Below are 16,167 nucleotides of genomic sequence, written 5' to 3' on the forward strand. Positions count from 1 at the left end.
GGCCGTTACCGCAGGAATGGATATGTACTCGGTATAGCTGTGTCGGCTGGAAGGCCGTCATCGCAGGCAAGCCAGCTCCCACATTTGATTGTGTTACTTCAGGGCGGCCATGATCGCTTCAGGGTTGTAGTCGCGAATCAAGGTGCCGTTTACATCCACAAACGGAATCCCACCACCGCCCAGCGCCTCATACGCCTTGCGCGCCTGGGCGTCCTTCTCGATATCGACGGCCTGGTACGGGATACCTTTCTGGTCCAGAAAACGCCGGATCTGCTTGCAGTACCCACACCACTCGGTGGCGTAGAGCACCACCCGTGCAGAGGCGCGTACCTGCTCCGGTGCCACCTGGGACGGGTTGAACAGCCGCTCCACCTTGCCCCAGTTCTGGATCGCAACCACCACCAGCAACACCAGCAGGACTTTCTTGAGCACCCCGCCCAGCATCAGTTACGGCGCTTGAGCTGGTCGGTCAGTTGGGTCGGCAGGCCCTTGATGATCAAGGTGCCGGCGGCTTCGTCATACTCGATCTTGTCGCCCAGCAGGTGCGCTTCAAAGCTGATGGACAAGCCCTCAGCACGCCCGGTGAAGCGGCGGAACTGGTTGAGGGTGCGTTTATCGGCCGGAATCTCCGGCGACAGGCCGTAATCCTTGTTGCGGATGTGGTCGTAGAAGGCTTTTGGCCGGTCTTCATCGATCAGCCCGGAGAGCTCTTCCAGGCCCATGGGTTCGCCGAGCTTGGCCTGGCTGCTGGCGTAGTCCACCAGGGTCTTGGTTTTCTCGCGGGCGGACTCGTCGGGCAGGTCTTCGCTTTCGACGAAGTCACTGAACGCCTTGAGCAGGGTGCGGGTTTCGCCTGGGCCGTCGACGCCTTCCTGGCAGCCGATAAAGTCGCGGAAATACTCCGAGACCTTCTTGCCGTTCTTGCCTTTGATGAAGGAGATGTACTGCTTGGACTGCTTGTTGTTCTGCCACTCGGAGACGTTGATACGCGCCGCCAGGTGCAACTGGCCCAGGTCCAGGTGGCGCGAGGGCGTCACGTCCAGCTCGTCGGTCACCGCCACGCCTTCGCTGTGGTGCAGCAGGGCGATGGCCAGGTAGTCGGTCATGCCTTGCTGATAGTGGGCAAACAGCACGTGGCCGCCGGTGGAGAGGTTGGATTCCTCCATCAGCTTTTGCAGGTGCTCAACCGCCGTGCGGCTGAAGGTGGTGAAGTCCTGGCCACCGTCAAAGTAGTCCTTCAACCAGCCACTGAACGGGTGCGCGCCGGACTCGGCATGGAAGAAACCCCAGGCCTTGCCTTGTTTGGCGTTGTAGCTCTCGTTGAGGTCGGCAAGCATGTTCTCGATGGCGGCGGACTCGGCCAGTTCCGTGTCGCGGGCGTGAAGAACTGCGGGTGTGCCGTCGGGTTTTTTGTCGATCAGGTGGACGATGCAATGACGGATCGGCATAGGCTTCTCGGCTGGTTGAAGGGGGAGCGGTTGGCCTCCCCGAAAAGTCGCCCAGTGTACCGCACCCATTGGTCAAGACGTGCCCCGAACGGCATTTTGCACGCCCTCCGACTGGCCATATGCCTTTTTTTCACGGTTTAGAGCGATAAAGCTGACCAAATGGGTATGTTGAGGCGGATATTTCCCCGTCTCTGTGCTAGTTTTGCCCCGTCTTACGCCAAGTCTCGGCGTTAAGCGTGCATTCAGCATTTGTCAGGTCGAACCAATCCCCGTTTCAAGCATCTATAACCCCGATCTCCGTGGTTATGGCCGGGGATGCCAGGCCATGACGGTCGGGCTCGACGGCTGACACTGCACTCTGCAATCCATATGAATTTGATAGGGAAGGAACACCACAATGGCTATTACTAAAGACCAACTGATCGCTGACCTGGCTGAAGCAGTAGACGCACCGAAAACTACCGTGCGTGCTCTGCTGGACCAACTGAGCCAAGTTGTTGCTGATCAGCTGGAAAATGGCGGCGAAATCACTCTGCCAGGCGTTGGCAAACTGAAAGTGACCGAGCGTCCTGCCCGTACTGGCCGTAACCCTTCGACTGGCGCTGCCATCGAAATCGCTGCCAAGAAAGTTATCAAGCTGGTTGTGGCTAAAGGCCTGACCGACGCTGTTAACAAGTAAGACGCAGCAAAAAAAAACCGTGCTTCGGAGTGATCCGGGCACGGTTTTTTATTGCCTGCGATTTTATTGTGTGGCGGGCTTATCGAATCCAGCGCTGGCGCCAGATCTGCTGCTCGTTCTTGGTCTGGAACGTCCAGGCCACGAAGCGGCTCTGCTTTTGCCCCTGGGACATCTCCACCACCTGGCTTTCCAGAACACCGGCTTTTTTCAGCGCCGTTTCGATCGCCGGCAAGTTGGAGGCTTTGGACACCAGGGTGCTGAACCACAGCACTTTATGCGCAAAGTGCGCGCTTTCGGCGATCAACTGCGTCACAAACCGCGCCTCGCCGCCCTCACACCACAGTTCGGCCGATTGACCACCAAAGTTAAGCACCGGCAACTTGCGTTTCGGGTCGGCCTTGCCCAAGGCGCGCCACTTGCGCTCGCTGCCTTTGGTGGCTTCGTCCATGGACGCATGGAAGGGCGGGTTGCACATCGTAAGGTCAAAGCGCTCACCCGGCTCCAGCAGGCCCAACAGGATCTGCTTGGGGTTGGGTTGCTGGCGCAGTTGGATGACCTTGCTCAGGTCGTTGGATTGCACGATGGCCTTGGCAGCGGACACGGCGATCGGGTCGACCTCCGAGCCGAGGAAGTTCCAGCGGTACTCCATATAGCCAATCAGCGGGTAGACGCAGTTGGCGCCCATGCCGACGTCCAGCACCTTGACGATCGACCCGCGCGGGATCTTACCGTCGTTGACGCTGGCCAGCAGGTCGGCGAGGAAATGCACATAGTCGGCACGCCCCGGTACCGGCGGGCATAGATAGTCCGCCGGGATATCCCAATGCTGGATGCCATAGAACGACTTGAGCAACGCCCGGTTGAACACCCGCACCGCATCCGGGCTGGCGAAGTCGATGCTCTCTTTGCCGTAGGGATTGATGATCACGAATTTGGCCAGTTCAGGCGTGGTCTTGATCAGCGCCGGGAAGTCGTAACGGCCCGTGTGGCGGTTGCGCGGGTGCAGGGTGGCCTCTTTGCGCGGCGCGACGGGTTTGGCCGTGGCGGCGGTTTTAGGCTTCTTGCGCGGTGGTTTGGGCGTAGTGGGGGCGGTCATGATGATTCTGGTGTTGGCTCAATGTGGTGGGCATTGTCACACATTCCCGAGGACAACTCGGTCAAATGTGGGAGCTGGCTTGCCTGCGATGCAGGCGACTGGGTGTATCAGGCAGACCGAGGTGATGCTATCGCAGGCAAGCCAGCTCCCACAGGGATAGGGTTCAGAGTCGGAAATGGTGTCGTTTTGCTGGACAAAAAAAGAGACCCGAAGGTCTCTTTTTTCACACGGCGCCAGCCTTACAGGCTGGAAATCCGCGCATGTTGCTCCGCCAGCTTGCCCAAGGCTTGTTCTGCCTCGGCCAACTTGGCGCGTTCTTTCTCGATCACTTCAGCCGGCGCCTTGTCGACGAACGCCGCGTTGGACAGCTTGCCGCCCACTCGTTGCACTTCGCCTTGCAGACGCGCGATTTCCTTGTCGAGACGAGCAAGTTCGGCGCCCTTGTCGATCAGGCCGGCCATTGGCACCAGCACTTCCATGTCGCCCACCAACGCAGTGGCGGACAGCGGTGCTTCGGCACCGGCAGCCAATATGGTGATCGACTCCAGCTTGGCCAGCTTCTTGAGCAGCGCATCGTTCTCGCTGAGGCGACGCTGATCTTCGGCACTGGCGTTCTTGACGAACACGGCCAACGGCTTGCCCGGCCCGATGTTCATCTCGGCGCGGATGTTGCGCGTGCCGAGCATCAGGGTCTTGAGCCATTCGATATCGCTTTCGGCGGCCTCATCGATGCGCGCTTCGTTGGCCACCGGCCAAGGTTGCAGCATGATGGTCTTGCCTTCGATACCGGCCAGCGGCGCCAGGCGCTGCCAGATTTCTTCGGTGATGAACGGCATGAACGGGTGCGCCAGGCGCAACGCCACTTCCAGCACGCGCACCAGGGTGCGACGGGTGCCGCGCTGGCGCTCGACCGGCGCGTTTTCGTCCCACAGCACCGGCTTGGACAGTTCCAGGTACCAGTCGCAATACTGGTTCCAGATGAACTCGTACAGGGCCTGGGCGGCCAGATCGAAACGGAACTGGTCGAGCTGGCGGGTCACTTCGGCTTCGGTGCGCTGCAACTGCGAGATGATCCAGCGATCCGCCAGGCTCAGTTCAACGGCTTCGCCGTTCTGGCCGCAGTCTTCGCCTTTGTCCAGCACGTAGCGCGCCGCGTTCCAGATCTTGTTGCAGAAGTTGCGATAGCCTTCGACGCGGCCCATGTCGAACTTGATGTCGCGACCGGTGGAGGCCAGCGAGCAGAAGGTGAAGCGCAGGGCGTCGGTGCCGTAGCTGGCGATGCCGTCGGCGAACTCGTCGCGGGTCTGCTTCTCGATCTTTTTCGCCAGTTTCGGCTGCATCAGGCCCGAGGTGCGTTTCTGCACCAGGGTTTCCAGGTCGATACCGTCGATGATATCCAGTGGGTCCAGGACGTTGCCCTTGGACTTGGACATCTTTTGGCCCTGACCATCGCGTACCAGGCCGTGTACGTACACGGTCTTGAACGGTACCTGCGGGGTGCCGTCTTCGTTCTTCACCAGGTGCATGGTGAGCATGATCATCCGGGCAACCCAGAAGAAAATGATGTCGAAGCCGGTGACCAGCACGTCGGTGGAGTGGAATTTCTTCAGGAACTCGGTCTGCTGCGGCCAGCCCAGGGTAGAGAAGGTCCACAGGCCTGAACTGAACCAGGTGTCCAGTACGTCGTTGTCCTGTTGCAGCGCGATGTCCGCGCCGAGGTTGTGCTTGGCGCGCACTTCGGCTTCGTCGCGGCCTACATAGACCTTGCCCGATTCGTCGTACCAGGCCGGAATACGGTGGCCCCACCACAGCTGACGGCTGATGCACCAGTCCTGGATGTCGCGCATCCACGAGAAGTACATGTTTTCGTACTGTTTAGGCACGAACTGGATGCGGCCATCTTCCACGGCAGCAATCGCTGGTTCGGCCAGCGGCTTGGTGGACACGTACCACTGGTCGGTCAGCCACGGCTCGATCACGGTGCCGGAGCGGTCGCCCTTGGGCACTTTGAGGCCGTGGTCGTCGACGCTGACCAGCAAACCGGCGGCGTCGAAGGCGGCAACGATCTGCTTGCGCGCTTCAAAACGGTCGAGGCCGGCATATTCGGCCGGGATCTTGCCGTCGATGCTGTCGTTGAGCGAGCCGTCCAGGTTGAACACCTGGCAGGCCGGCAATACGGCGGCATTTTTGTCGAAGATGTTCAGCAGCGGCAGGTTGTGGCGCTTGCCGACTTCATAGTCGTTGAAATCGTGGGCCGGGGTGATCTTCACGCAGCCGGTGCCGAATTCAGGGTCGCAATAGTCGTCCGCGATGATCGGGATACGGCGGCCAACCAACGGCAGTTCGACGAACTTGCCGATCAGCGCCTGGTAGCGCTCGTCGTTCGGGTTAACAGCGACGGCGGCATCGCCGAGCATGGTTTCCGGACGGGTGGTGGCAACGATCAGGTAATCGTTGCCCTCGGCGGTCTTGGCGCCATCGGCCAGCGGATACTTGAGGTTCCACAGGAAGCCTTTCTCGTCGTGGTTTTCCACTTCGAGGTCGGAAATCGCCGTGTGCAACTTAGTGTCCCAGTTGACCAGACGCTTGCCGCGGTAGATCAGGCCGTCTTCATGCAGGCGCACGAAGGCTTCTTTTACGGCTTCGGACAGGCCGTCGTCCATGGTGAAGCGCTCGCGGCTCCAGTCTACGGACGAACCCAGGCGACGGATCTGACGGCTGATATTGCCGCCGGACTGGTCCTTCCATTCCCAGACTTTCTCCAGGAATTTCTCGCGACCCAGGTCGTGACGGTTCTGGCCGGTGGCTTCCAGTTGGCGTTCCACCAGCATCTGGGTGGCGATACCGGCGTGGTCGGTGCCCGGTTGCCACAGGGTGTCGCGACCCTGCATGCGGCGGAAGCGGATCAACGCATCCATGATCGCATTGTTGAAGCCATGGCCCATGTGCAGGCTGCCAGTGACGTTCGGTGGCGGAATCATGATGGTGTACGAGTCGCCCGCACCTTGTGGGGCGAAATAGTTCTCGGACTCCCAGGTGTTGTACCAGGAAGTTTCGATAGCGTGGGGCTGATAGGTCTTATCCATGCGCGGCGGGACCCTAGTTGGCATTTATTCAGGAAAGCCGGCAAGTATAACGGGGGATAGGGCGTAGGGCGAGGTGAAGGCTGGGCTTGAGTCATACACATGACAAATGTGGGAGCGGGCTTGCTCGCGAAAGCGGTATGTCAGCCAGTACTTTTGTTGACTGTCACACCGCTTTCGCGAGCAAGCCCGCTCCCACAAGGGATATTTGACTGGTTCAATTCTGGTATTGGCTTAGCAACCGCTCCATCCGCGCATCCATCCGACGCTTGATCTCAGCCTCGATATGCGGCGCAAAGTCATCGATCACATCCTGCATGATCAATTGCGCAGCGGCGCGCAGTTCGTTGTCCAGGTGCAGCAACAGCGCGTCCGGGGCTTTTTCGGCGGCGGGAGCGGGTTCTGCAACCACAGGAGCAGGGGCGGCAGGCTTGCCGCCGACCATGTCGAACAACAGCGGAATCTGTACCTCGCCCTCGCCCTCGACCGTGTCGGTCAGCAGCGGCGGTTGCAGGTTGTCATCACCCAGCAACTGACGGATCGACTCCAGGTCATCCAGCAGGTGGTCGTCTTTTTTCAGCGGGTTGGGAGTGTCCATCATGTACTCAAAGTCGTTGTAGCCGGTGATCTTGCAGAGGATAGCCCTGTTCACGGTAGAAACGGAAACTCTCCCGCGCGGCCTGACGAATAGCCGGGTCTTCGACCACCACTTCCGCCACACGGGCGAACGCTTGGGCAAAGGCCGGTACTTTCAGGTCGAGGTTGACCAGCAAATCATGGTGATCGCCGCAATTATCCCCCAAACCCAGCACAACCAGGCTTTCGGGTTCGGATTCGGCGGGGCCGTGGGGCACGAAGCTCTCGCCCTTGAAGCGCCACAGGCGGGCATCGAGTTCGTCACGTTGGGCGGCATCGCTGCAATGCAGGTAGATGCGGTGGCCCATGCGCCAGGCTTTTTCGGTGAGTTTGCAGGCAAAGTCCAGGCGGGCGAGGGGATCGGCGCTGGGCAATATATAGAAGTCGACTTGGGGCATTGGAAATCCTGGGGCTGACCTGATTACCCCCTGTAGAAGCGAGCTTGCTCGCGAAAAACCAGAGGACACCGCGTTCATCCAGAATGAACGCGTTGTCAAAGGCGATCTTCGCGAGCAAGCTCGCTCCTACAGAAGGGCCGGGGCCGCTTAAGCTTTGGCGCGATCCAGCAGGTATTGGGTCAGCAGGGGTACCGGACGGCCAGTGGCGCCCTTGTCCTTGCCGCCGCTGGTCCAGGCCGTGCCGGCGATGTCCAGGTGAGCCCAGTTGAAGTTCTTGGCAAAGCGCGACAAGAAGCAGGCCGCGGTGATGGTGCCGGCTTTCGGGCCACCGATGTTGGCGATGTCAGCGAACGGGCTGTCGAGCTGTTCCTGGTACTCATCGAACAGCGGCAGTTGCCAGGCGCGGTCGTCGGCAGCCTTGCCAGCGCTGAGCAGTTGCTCGATCAGTTCGTCGTTGTTGCCCAGCAGGCCTGAGGTGTGGGAGCCCAGGGCCACGATGCAGGCACCGGTCAGAGTGGCGATGTCGATCACGGCCTGGGGCTTGAAGCGCTCGGCGTAGGAGAGGGCGTCGCACAGCACCAGACGGCCTTCGGCGTCGGTGTTGAGGATCTCCACAGTCTGGCCGCTCATGGTGGTGACGATATCGCCCGGGCGCGCAGCACCGCCGCTCGGCATGTTCTCGGCACAGGCCAGGATGCACACCAGGTTGATCGGCAGCTTGAGCTCAAGCACCGCACGCAAGGTACCGAACACGCTGGCGGCACCGCCCATGTCGTACTTCATTTCGTCCATGCCGGCGCCCGGCTTGAGGCTGATGCCGCCGGTGTCGAAAGTGATGCCTTTACCCACCAAGACGTAAGGCTTCTCGGACTTCTTGCCGCCGTTGTATTGCATCACGATCAGGCGTGGCGGTTGGTCGCTGCCCTGGCCCACGGCATAGAACGAGCCCATGCCAAGGTCCTTGATCTTCTTCTCGTCCAGCACTTCAACCTTCAAGCCCTTGAACTCTTTGCCCAATGCCTTGGCCTGTTCGCCCAGGAATGTCGGGTGGCAGATGTTCGGCGGCAGGTTGCCCAGGTCGCGAGTGAACGACATGCCGTTAGCGATGGCCTGGGCGTGGGTGACGGCGCGCTGGACTTCAGCTTGGGCAGCCTTGATGGTCAGCAGGGTGATTTTCTTCAGGGCGCGGGGTTCGGCTTTCTGGCTCTTGAACTGGTCGAAAATATAGCCGCCGTCTACCAGCGACTCGGCCAGCAGGCGGGTCTTGCCGTAGCTGTCGCGGCCCTTGACCACGATTTCATCGAGTGCCAGCACCGCATCGCTGCCGCCCAGGCCCTTGAGGGTGGTGAGGATGCCGCTGACGATCTTGCGAAACGGACGGTCGCCCAGTTCGGCATCCTTGCCCACGCCCACCAGCAAAACGCGCTCGGCCTTAAGGTTGGGCAGGCTCTGCAGCAGCAGGCTCTGGCCGACTTTGCCGGCCAGGTCGCCGCGCTTGAGCACGGCGCTGATAGCGCCGCCGCTCAGTTCATCCAGTTGCTTGGCGGCGACGCCGAGTGTGCGGCCTTCGCCGACAGCGACCACGAGGGTGGCGGTTTTCAACGTTTCGGGGCTAACGCTTTTTACAACCAATTCCATTTTCGGGTCCCTTATCAAGGTCTGTGAGCCGGGAGCTTGTACTCCGGCTTTAAAGCTCGGCAGCGTTGTAAACCGCCAGCGACAAAGGCCGCAGTTTGAACCTCGCCAGCGGAGCCTGACAACCCTTGGCGCACGCTTTGTGCGTGCGCATGAGTAAGCTCCGTGACAGGCGCGGTCAATCACAGGATAATGCGCCATCTTTTTAGCCGGCCCGTGGTAAACGGGTCGACTCGGTATGCTTGCTTGTTTGGCCGCCTTAGCCTGACAACCCTGGAGTGTCTGGTTTGATTGTCTTCCGTTATCTGTCCCGCGAAGTCCTGTTGACCCTGAGTGCCGTGAGTGCGGTGTTGCTGGTCATCATCATGAGTGGTCGTTTCGTCAAGTTCCTGGCCCAAGCCGCCGCTGGCGCCCTGGATCCGGGCTCACTGTTCCTGATCATGGGCTACCGGATGCCCGGCATGCTCCAGTTGATCCTGCCGCTGGGCCTGTTCCTCGGCATATTGCTGGCCTATGGCCGGCTGTACCTGGAAAGTGAGATGACTGTGCTGTCGGCCACCGGCATGAGCCAGCAGCGTCTGCTGGCCATGACCATGGTGCCTGCCGCCGGTGTCGCCCTGGTGGTGGCCTGGTTGAGCATGAGCCTGGCGCCCCAGGGGGCCATGCAATTCCAGTTGCTGCTGAACAAGCAGGATGCGATGACGGAGTTCGACACCCTCGAGCCCGGTCGCTTCCAGGCGCTCAGCGACGGTTCACGGGTGACCTACACCGAAACCATGACCGACGACCGCTCCAACCTGGGCGGCGTGTTCATTTCCCAGAAGAACCTCGGCCAGAACCAGAAAGACCGTGGCATTACCATTCTGGTGGCCGACAGCGGGCGCCAGGAAATCCGCCCCGATGGCAACCGCTACCTGATCCTGGAAAACGGCTACCGCTACGACGGCAGCCCAGGCCTGGCGGACTATCGCGCGATCAAGTACGACACCTATGGCGTCATGCTGCCCAAGGCCGAGATCAGTGACGAGGTGACCGACCGCGACGCGTTGCCCACCTCATCGCTGTTCGGCAGCCCGGAATTGCGCTCCATCGCCGAGTTGCAATGGCGCCTGTCCCTGCCGCTGCTGGTGTTTATCGTGACCCTGATGGCCGTGCCGCTGTCGCGCGTCAACCCGCGCCAGGGGCGTTTCCTCAAGTTGCTGCCGGCGATTCTGCTGTATATGGCCTACCTGACCATCCTGATTTCTGCCCGTGGTTCCCTGGAGAAGGGCAAGCTGCCGCCGGCCCTGGGCCTGTGGTGGGTGCACGGGGTTTTCCTGATGATCGGTCTGGGGCTGCTCTATTGGGAACCTATCCGTTTGAAAATGAAGAGCCGTCGTGGCCTGAAGGAGTTGGCTCGTGGCTAAGCTTGATCGCTACATCGGCATTAGCGTACTGATCGCCATCCTGGCGGTACTGGGCATCATCCTTGGCCTGGCCTTGCTGTTCGCCTTCATTGATGAAGTGGGCAACGTCACCGACACCTACACGGTCACGGACGTGCTGAGCTACGTGGCACTGACCGCGCCGCGTCGTCTTTACGACATGATGCCAATGGCCGCGCTGATTGGCTGCCTGATCGGCCTGGGTACCCTGGCCAGCAACAGCGAGCTGACCATCATGCGCGCCGCCGGGGTGTCCATCGGCCGTATCGTCTGGGCGGTGATGAAACCGATGCTGCTGCTGATGGCGTGCAGCGTGCTGATCGGTGAATACGTCGCGCCACCGGCCGAAGCCACCGCCCAGGCCAATCGCGCCCTGGCCCAGGGTTCGGGCGATGCGCAAAGCGCCAAGCACGGCCTGTGGCACCGCCAGGGTGACGAGTTCATCCACATCAACGCCGTGCAACCGGGTGGCCTGTTGATCGGGGTGACCCGCTACACCTTCGACAAAGAGCGCCACATGTTGTCGTCCAGCTTCGCCAAGCGCGCGCAGTACAGTGGCGAGCAATGGCAACTGAGCGACGTCACCACCACGCACTTTCGTAACGTGGGCCAGGGCACCCAGTCCAGCACCGAAGTGGTGAATGTGCCGACCGAACAGTGGGATATCGCCCTCAAGCCGGAATTGCTCAATACCGTGGTGATGGTGCCGGAAGCCCTGCCTATCTCCGGTTTGTGGAGCTATATCCACTATCTCAAGGATCAGGGTTTGAACAATGGCCGTTACTGGCTGGCGTTCTGGGTGAAAGTCTTGCAGCCAGTGGTTACCGCCGCCTTGGTGTTGATGGCGATCTCCTTCATTTTCGGGCCATTGCGTTCCGTGACCCTGGGCCAGCGGGTATTTACCGGTGTGCTGGTGGGCTTCACCTTCCGCATTGCCCAGGACTTGCTCGGGCCGTCGAGCCTGGTATTCGGCTTCTCGCCGCTGTTTGCGGTGCTGGTGCCCACGGCCATTTGCGCCGTGGCCGGGTTCTGGCTGCTGCGCCGGGCCGGTTGAGCCCGCGCTCGCATAATGCCCCTCCCTGTAGGAGCGAGCTTGCTCGCGAAAATCTGCGAAACGCCGCGTTTATCCAGAATAAGCGCGTTATCGTTGGCGATTTTCGCGAGCGAGCTCGCTCCTACAGTAACAAGCCCCGTGGAAACGGGGCTTTTTTGTATTGGTCAGCAAAGATGACGTCTGGCCTGAGCATCAGGTACAATTCCCGGCTATTTTTCAGCGGGCAATCTGCCTGCAGCCTTTTTGAGTGTTGATCCGTGAGTGATTTGAGTCATATCCGCAATTTCTCCATCATCGCCCACATTGACCATGGCAAGTCGACGCTGGCCGATCGATTTATCCAGATGTGCGGCGGCCTTGCCGAGCGTGAAATGGAAGCCCAGGTACTGGATTCCATGGACCTCGAACGCGAGCGCGGGATCACCATCAAGGCCCACAGCGTCACGCTGTACTACAAGGCCAAAGACGGCATCACTTACCAACTGAACTTCATTGACACCCCTGGCCACGTTGACTTCACCTACGAAGTCAGCCGCTCGCTGGCGGCCTGTGAAGGTGCGTTGCTGGTGGTCGATGCCGGCCAGGGCGTCGAGGCACAGTCGGTTGCCAACTGCTACACCGCGATCGAGCAGGGCCTGGAAGTCATGCCCGTGCTCAACAAGATCGACCTGCCCCAGGCCGAGCCTGAGCGCGTCAAGGAAGAGATCGAGAAGATCATCGGCATCGACGCCACCGACGCCGTTACCTGCAGCGCCAAGACCGGCCTGGGTGTGGACGAAGTGCTCGAGCGCCTGGTGCACACCATTCCTGCGCCGACCGGCAACTACGAAGATCCGCTGCAAGCGTTGATCATCGACTCCTGGTTCGACAACTACCTGGGCGTTGTTTCCCTGGTTCGCGTGCGCCATGGCCGTGTGAAGAAGGGCGACAAGATCCTGGTCAAGTCCACCGGCAAGATCCACCTGGTGGACAGCGTCGGTGTATTCAACCCGAAACACACCGCTACCGTTGATCTGAAAGCCGGTGAAGTAGGCTTCATCATCGCCGGCATCAAGGACATTCACGGTGCGCCAGTGGGTGACACCCTGACCCTGAGCTCCACGCCAGACGTCGACGTGCTGCCCGGCTTCAAACGCATCCAGCCCCAGGTCTACGCCGGCCTGTTCCCGGTCAGCTCCGATGACTTCGAAGACTTCCGCGAAGCCCTGCAAAAACTGACCCTCAACGACTCGTCGTTGCAGTACACCCCGGAAAGTTCCGACGCCCTGGGCTTCGGCTTCCGTTGCGGGTTCCTGGGCATGCTGCACATGGAGATCATCCAGGAGCGCCTTGAGCGCGAATACGACCTGGACCTGATCACCACCGCGCCAACCGTTATTTTTGAGTTGCTGCTCAAAACCGGTGAAACGATTTACGTCGACAACCCGTCCAAGCTCCCGGACCTGTCGGCCATCGAAGACATGCGCGAGCCGATCGTGCGGGCCAATATCCTGGTGCCGCAGGAACACTTGGGCAACGTCATTACCCTGTGCATCGAAAAGCGTGGCGTGCAGCGCGACATGCTGTTCCTCGGTACCCAGGTACAAGTGACCTACGATATGCCGATGAACGAAGTGGTCCTGGACTTCTTCGACCGTCTCAAGTCCACCAGTCGCGGCTATGCTTCGCTGGACTACCATTTCGATCGTTACCAATCGGCTAATCTGGTGAAACTGGACGTGCTGATCAACGGCGACAAGGTAGATGCCTTGGCACTGATCGTGCACAAGGACAACGCGCACTACAAAGGTCGCCAACTGACCGAGAAGATGAAAGAACTGATTCCGCGCCAGATGTTCGACGTCGCGATCCAGGCCGCCATTGGCGGGCAGATCATTGCACGGACTTCCGTCAAGGCTCTCAGAAAGAACGTACTGGCCAAATGCTACGGCGGTGACGTAAGCCGTAAGCGCAAGCTGCTTGAGAAGCAAAAGGCCGGTAAAAAACGCATGAAGCAAGTAGGCAACGTGGAAGTTCCACAAGAAGCCTTCCTTGCGGTGCTCAGGTTGGATAGTTAGGTCCTATGTCACTAAATTTCCCGCTGTTGCTGGTCATTGCCGTTGCCGTCTGTGGTCTCCTGGCGTTGCTCGATCTGGTGTTCTTCGCCCCGCGTCGTCGGGCGGCCATCGCTTCCTATCAGGGCAGCGTCAGCCAGCCCGATGCGGTGGTGGTCGAGAAGCTGAACAAAGAGCCCTTGCTGGTTGAGTACGGCAAGTCGTTCTTCCCGGTGTTGTTCATCGTGCTGGTGCTGCGCTCGTTTCTGGTAGAGCCGTTCCAGATCCCTTCGGGGTCGATGAAACCGACCCTGGACGTGGGCGACTTCATCCTGGTGAACAAGTTTTCCTACGGCATTCGCCTGCCGGTGATCGACAAGAAAGTCATCCCCGTGGGTGACCCGCAGCGCGGCGATGTGATGGTGTTCCGCTACCCAAGCGACCCGAACGTCAACTACATCAAGCGTGTGGTCGGCCTGCCGGGCGACGTGGTGCGCTACACCAGCGACAAGCGCCTCTTCATCAACGGTGAGTCGGTGGCCGAGAAACTGTTGGGCGCCGAGCCGAACACCTTGGGCAGCGCCGAGCTGTACCAGGAAAAACTCGGCGCGGTGGAGCACCAGATCCGCAAGGAAATGAGCCGCTACCGTGCGATGCCGGATGGCCAGTGGAAAGTGCCTGCCGGGCACTATTTCATGATGGGCGACAACCGCGACAACTCCAACGACAGCCGCTATTGGGATGACCCCAACATTCCCAAGGACCTGCTGGGTATGGTGCCCGACGAGAACATTGTCGGCAAAGCCTTCGCGGTCTGGATGAGTTGGCCGGAACCCAAGCTCAGCCACCTGCCGAACTTCTCGCGGGTCGGGCTGATCAAGTAATACAAGCGGCGCTGTGAACACAGCGCCGAATGCTTTTCTGGGGCTTGGACATTTTCCGATGCCCGGTACCCATCAGGATTTGAATTTGAACACTGCGTCAATCGTCGATGGCCGCCGGTGCCATCAACTAGATATGGATAAACCGTGACCGTTTCTCTCAGTCGTCTCGAGCGCCAGCTCGGCTACACCTTCAAGGATCAGGAATTGATGGTCCTTGCCCTCACACACCGCAGCTTTGCAGGGCGCAATAACGAGCGCCTGGAATTCCTCGGTGACGCTATCCTCAATTTCGCCGCCGGCGAGGCGCTGTTCGAGCGCTTCCCCCAAGCGCGAGAAGGCCAGCTTTCGCGCCTGCGCGCACGCCTTGTAAAAGGCGAGACCCTGGCCGTGCTGGCCCGAGGCTTCGGCCTGGGCGAGTACCTGCGGCTGGGTTCCGGTGAGTTGAAAAGCGGCGGTTTCCGTCGCGAGTCAATCCTGGCTGATGCCCTGGAAGCCTTGATCGGTGCGATCTACCTTGATGCAGGCATGGAGACGGCCAAGGAGCGCGTTGTCGCCTGGCTGGCCTCGGAGATCGAAAGCCTGACGCTGGTCGATACCAACAAGGATCCCAAGACCCGCCTGCAAGAGTACCTGCAGTCGCGCGGTTGCGAACTGCCACGCTACGAAGTGGTGGATATCCAGGGAGAGCCCCATTGCCGGGTGTTCTTCGTGGAATGTGAAATCACCTTATTGAACGAAAAAAGCCGAGGTCAGGGTGTGAGCCGTCGTATTGCCGAACAGGTAGCGGCCGCTGCAGCACTGATTGCCCTGGGCGTGGAGAATGGCCATGACTGATTCAACCGCAACACGCTGTGGCTATGTTGCCATCGTCGGCCGCCCGAACGTGGGCAAGTCCACGCTGCTCAACCACATTCTCGGCCAGAAGCTCGCGATCACCTCGCGCAAGCCCCAGACCACCCGCCACAACATGCTGGGCATCAAGACCGAAGGCAACGTGCAGGCGGTGTATGTCGATACCCCTGGCATGCACAAAGGCGGTGAGAAAGCCCTGAACCGCTACATGAACAAGACCGCCTCGGCCGCGTTGAAAGACGTCGACGTGGTGATCTTCGTGGTCGACCGCACCAAGTGGACCGACGAAGACCAGATGGTCCTTGAGCGTGTGCAATACGTAACCGGCCCGTTGATCGTCGCGCTGAACAAGACCGATCGTATCGAAGACAAAGCCGAGCTGATGCCGCACCTGAGCTGGCTGCAGGAACAACTGCCGAACGCCCAGATCATCCCGATCTCGGCCCAGCACGGCCACAACCTTGAAGCCCTGGAGCGCGTGATCGCCGAGCACCTGCCGGAGAACGAGCACTTCTTCCCGGAAGACCAGATCACCGACCGCAGCAGCCGCTTCCTTGCCGCCGAGCTGGTGCGTGAGAAAATCATGCGCCAGATGGGCGCCGAACTGCCGTACCAGATCACCGTTGAAATCGAAGAGTTCAAGCAGCAGGGCAAGACCTTGCACATTCATGCGCTGATCCTCGTCGAACGCGACGGCCAGAAGAAGATCATCATTGGCGACAAGGGCGAGCGCATCAAGCGCATCGGCACCGAAGCGCGCAAGGACATGGAGTTGCTGTTCGACTCCAAGATCATGCTCAACCTGTGGGTGAAGGTGAAAGGTGGTTGGTCCGATGATGAGCGTGCGTTGCGCTCCCTGGGCTACGGCGACCTGTAACAGGTCTCGAACACACGGCAAAACCCTGTGGGAGCGGGCTTGCCCGCGATGAGGATGTAATATTCAGC

General features: G+C 60.1%; 14 protein-coding genes. 7 read left to right on the forward strand and 7 right to left on the reverse strand.

Translation table 11 applies throughout. From position 1 onward, the window contains the following. Nucleotides 1-93: 93 nt before the first annotated feature. The gene (locus A7K61_RS17970; protein ID WP_069558070.1) at nucleotides 94-444 is read right to left on the reverse strand and encodes a glutaredoxin family protein; all 351 of its coding nucleotides are present in this window, start codon (nucleotides 442-444) and stop codon (nucleotides 94-96) included. Next, on the reverse strand, nucleotides 444-1,448 hold the full coding sequence (gene yejK / locus A7K61_RS17975; protein WP_032893412.1) for a nucleoid-associated protein YejK: 1,005 nt from the start codon (nucleotides 1,446-1,448) through the stop codon (nucleotides 444-446). Before yejK ends, A7K61_RS17970 begins: the two co-directional genes overlap by 1 nt. A 397-nt stretch (nucleotides 1,449-1,845) precedes the next feature. On the opposite strand from yejK, the gene A7K61_RS17980 reads away from it, so the two are divergent. Continuing rightward, the gene (locus A7K61_RS17980; RefSeq protein WP_003188840.1) at nucleotides 1,846-2,127 is read left to right on the forward strand and encodes an HU family DNA-binding protein; all 282 of its coding nucleotides are present in this window, start codon (nucleotides 1,846-1,848) and stop codon (nucleotides 2,125-2,127) included. Between the two features lie 79 nt (nucleotides 2,128-2,206). On the opposite strand, the gene rlmF is transcribed toward A7K61_RS17980, so the two are convergent. The 5 genes from rlmF to A7K61_RS18005 all read right to left on the reverse strand — a co-directional run bounded on the left by rlmF (nucleotide 2,207) and on the right by A7K61_RS18005 (nucleotide 8,978). Beyond that, nucleotides 2,207-3,223 carry a 23S rRNA (adenine(1618)-N(6))-methyltransferase RlmF gene (gene rlmF / locus A7K61_RS17985; protein ID WP_069558071.1) on the reverse strand — a complete coding sequence of 339 codons (1,017 nt, stop codon included), beginning with the start codon at nucleotides 3,221-3,223 and terminating at the stop codon, nucleotides 2,207-2,209. A gap of 239 nt (nucleotides 3,224-3,462) precedes the next feature. Beyond that, entirely contained in the window at nucleotides 3,463-6,309 is a 2,847-nt protein-coding gene (locus A7K61_RS17990) for a valine--tRNA ligase (RefSeq protein ID WP_044272053.1), read from the reverse strand. A 214-nt stretch (nucleotides 6,310-6,523) separates the two neighbouring features. Then, entirely contained in the window at nucleotides 6,524-6,904 is a 381-nt protein-coding gene (locus A7K61_RS17995) for a DNA polymerase III subunit chi (RefSeq protein ID WP_069558072.1), read from the reverse strand. A 7-nt stretch (nucleotides 6,905-6,911) separates the two neighbouring features. Beyond that, a complete protein-coding gene (locus A7K61_RS18000; RefSeq protein WP_003188845.1) occupies nucleotides 6,912-7,340 on the reverse strand; it encodes a DNA polymerase III subunit chi in 429 nt (142 codons plus the stop codon). Between the two features lie 147 nt (nucleotides 7,341-7,487). Next, nucleotides 7,488-8,978, reverse strand: a complete 1,491-nt coding sequence (locus A7K61_RS18005; RefSeq protein ID WP_069558073.1) for a leucyl aminopeptidase — start codon at nucleotides 8,976-8,978, stop codon at nucleotides 7,488-7,490. 284 nt (nucleotides 8,979-9,262) lie between these two features. Between A7K61_RS18005 and lptF the strand changes: the two genes are divergently transcribed. The 6 genes from lptF to era all read left to right on the forward strand — a co-directional run bounded on the left by lptF (nucleotide 9,263) and on the right by era (nucleotide 16,099). Continuing rightward, nucleotides 9,263-10,381, forward strand: coding sequence for an LPS export ABC transporter permease LptF (lptF, locus tag A7K61_RS18010; protein ID WP_003188848.1), 1,119 nt, complete (start codon nucleotides 9,263-9,265; stop codon nucleotides 10,379-10,381). Next, the gene (gene lptG, locus A7K61_RS18015; protein ID WP_044272060.1) at nucleotides 10,374-11,453 is read left to right on the forward strand and encodes an LPS export ABC transporter permease LptG; all 1,080 of its coding nucleotides are present in this window, start codon (nucleotides 10,374-10,376) and stop codon (nucleotides 11,451-11,453) included. Before lptF ends, lptG begins: the two co-directional genes overlap by 8 nt. A 257-nt stretch (nucleotides 11,454-11,710) precedes the next feature. Next, nucleotides 11,711-13,510: a translation elongation factor 4 gene (gene lepA, locus A7K61_RS18020; RefSeq protein ID WP_003188853.1), complete on the forward strand. Its 1,800-nt coding sequence runs from the start codon at nucleotides 11,711-11,713 to the stop codon at nucleotides 13,508-13,510. A gap of 5 nt (nucleotides 13,511-13,515) precedes the next feature. After that, nucleotides 13,516-14,370, forward strand: a complete 855-nt coding sequence (lepB, locus tag A7K61_RS18025; RefSeq protein ID WP_003188855.1) for a signal peptidase I — start codon at nucleotides 13,516-13,518, stop codon at nucleotides 14,368-14,370. A 144-nt stretch (nucleotides 14,371-14,514) separates the two neighbouring features. After that, nucleotides 14,515-15,204 carry a ribonuclease III gene (gene rnc, locus A7K61_RS18030; protein WP_003188856.1) on the forward strand — a complete coding sequence of 230 codons (690 nt, stop codon included), beginning with the start codon at nucleotides 14,515-14,517 and terminating at the stop codon, nucleotides 15,202-15,204. Beyond that, the gene (gene era, locus A7K61_RS18035) at nucleotides 15,197-16,099 is read left to right on the forward strand and encodes a GTPase Era (protein WP_028618988.1); all 903 of its coding nucleotides are present in this window, start codon (nucleotides 15,197-15,199) and stop codon (nucleotides 16,097-16,099) included. Before rnc ends, era begins: the two co-directional genes overlap by 8 nt. Nucleotides 16,100-16,167 lie beyond the last annotated feature (68 nt).

This window comes from Pseudomonas sp. AP42 (assembly GCF_001728935.1).
In the GTDB taxonomy this organism is placed as follows: Bacteria; Pseudomonadota; Gammaproteobacteria; order Pseudomonadales; family Pseudomonadaceae; genus Aquipseudomonas; species Aquipseudomonas lactis.

Bases quoted from the DNA above. Each gene is read 5' to 3' on its own strand.
- A7K61_RS17990 (WP_044272053.1), bottom strand. From the start codon at position 6,309: ATGGATAAGACCTATCAGCCCCACGCTATCGAAACTTCCTGGTACAAC.
- A7K61_RS17995 (WP_069558072.1), bottom strand. From the start codon at position 6,904: ATGGACACTCCCAACCCGCTGAAAAAAGACGACCACCTGCTGGATGAC.
- rlmF (WP_069558071.1), bottom strand. From the start codon at position 3,223: ATGACCGCCCCCACTACGCCCAAACCACCGCGCAAGAAGCCTAAAACC.
- yejK (WP_032893412.1), bottom strand. From the start codon at position 1,448: ATGCCGATCCGTCATTGCATCGTCCACCTGATCGACAAAAAACCCGAC.
- A7K61_RS18000 (WP_003188845.1), bottom strand. From the start codon at position 7,340: ATGCCCCAAGTCGACTTCTATATATTGCCCAGCGCCGATCCCCTCGCC.
- A7K61_RS17980 (WP_003188840.1), top strand. From the start codon at position 1,846: ATGGCTATTACTAAAGACCAACTGATCGCTGACCTGGCTGAAGCAGTA.
- A7K61_RS17970 (WP_069558070.1), bottom strand. From the start codon at position 444: ATGCTGGGCGGGGTGCTCAAGAAAGTCCTGCTGGTGTTGCTGGTGGTG.
- A7K61_RS18005 (WP_069558073.1), bottom strand. From the start codon at position 8,978: ATGGAATTGGTTGTAAAAAGCGTTAGCCCCGAAACGTTGAAAACCGCC.
- lepB (WP_003188855.1), top strand. From the start codon at position 13,516: ATGTCACTAAATTTCCCGCTGTTGCTGGTCATTGCCGTTGCCGTCTGT.
- era (WP_028618988.1), top strand. From the start codon at position 15,197: ATGACTGATTCAACCGCAACACGCTGTGGCTATGTTGCCATCGTCGGC.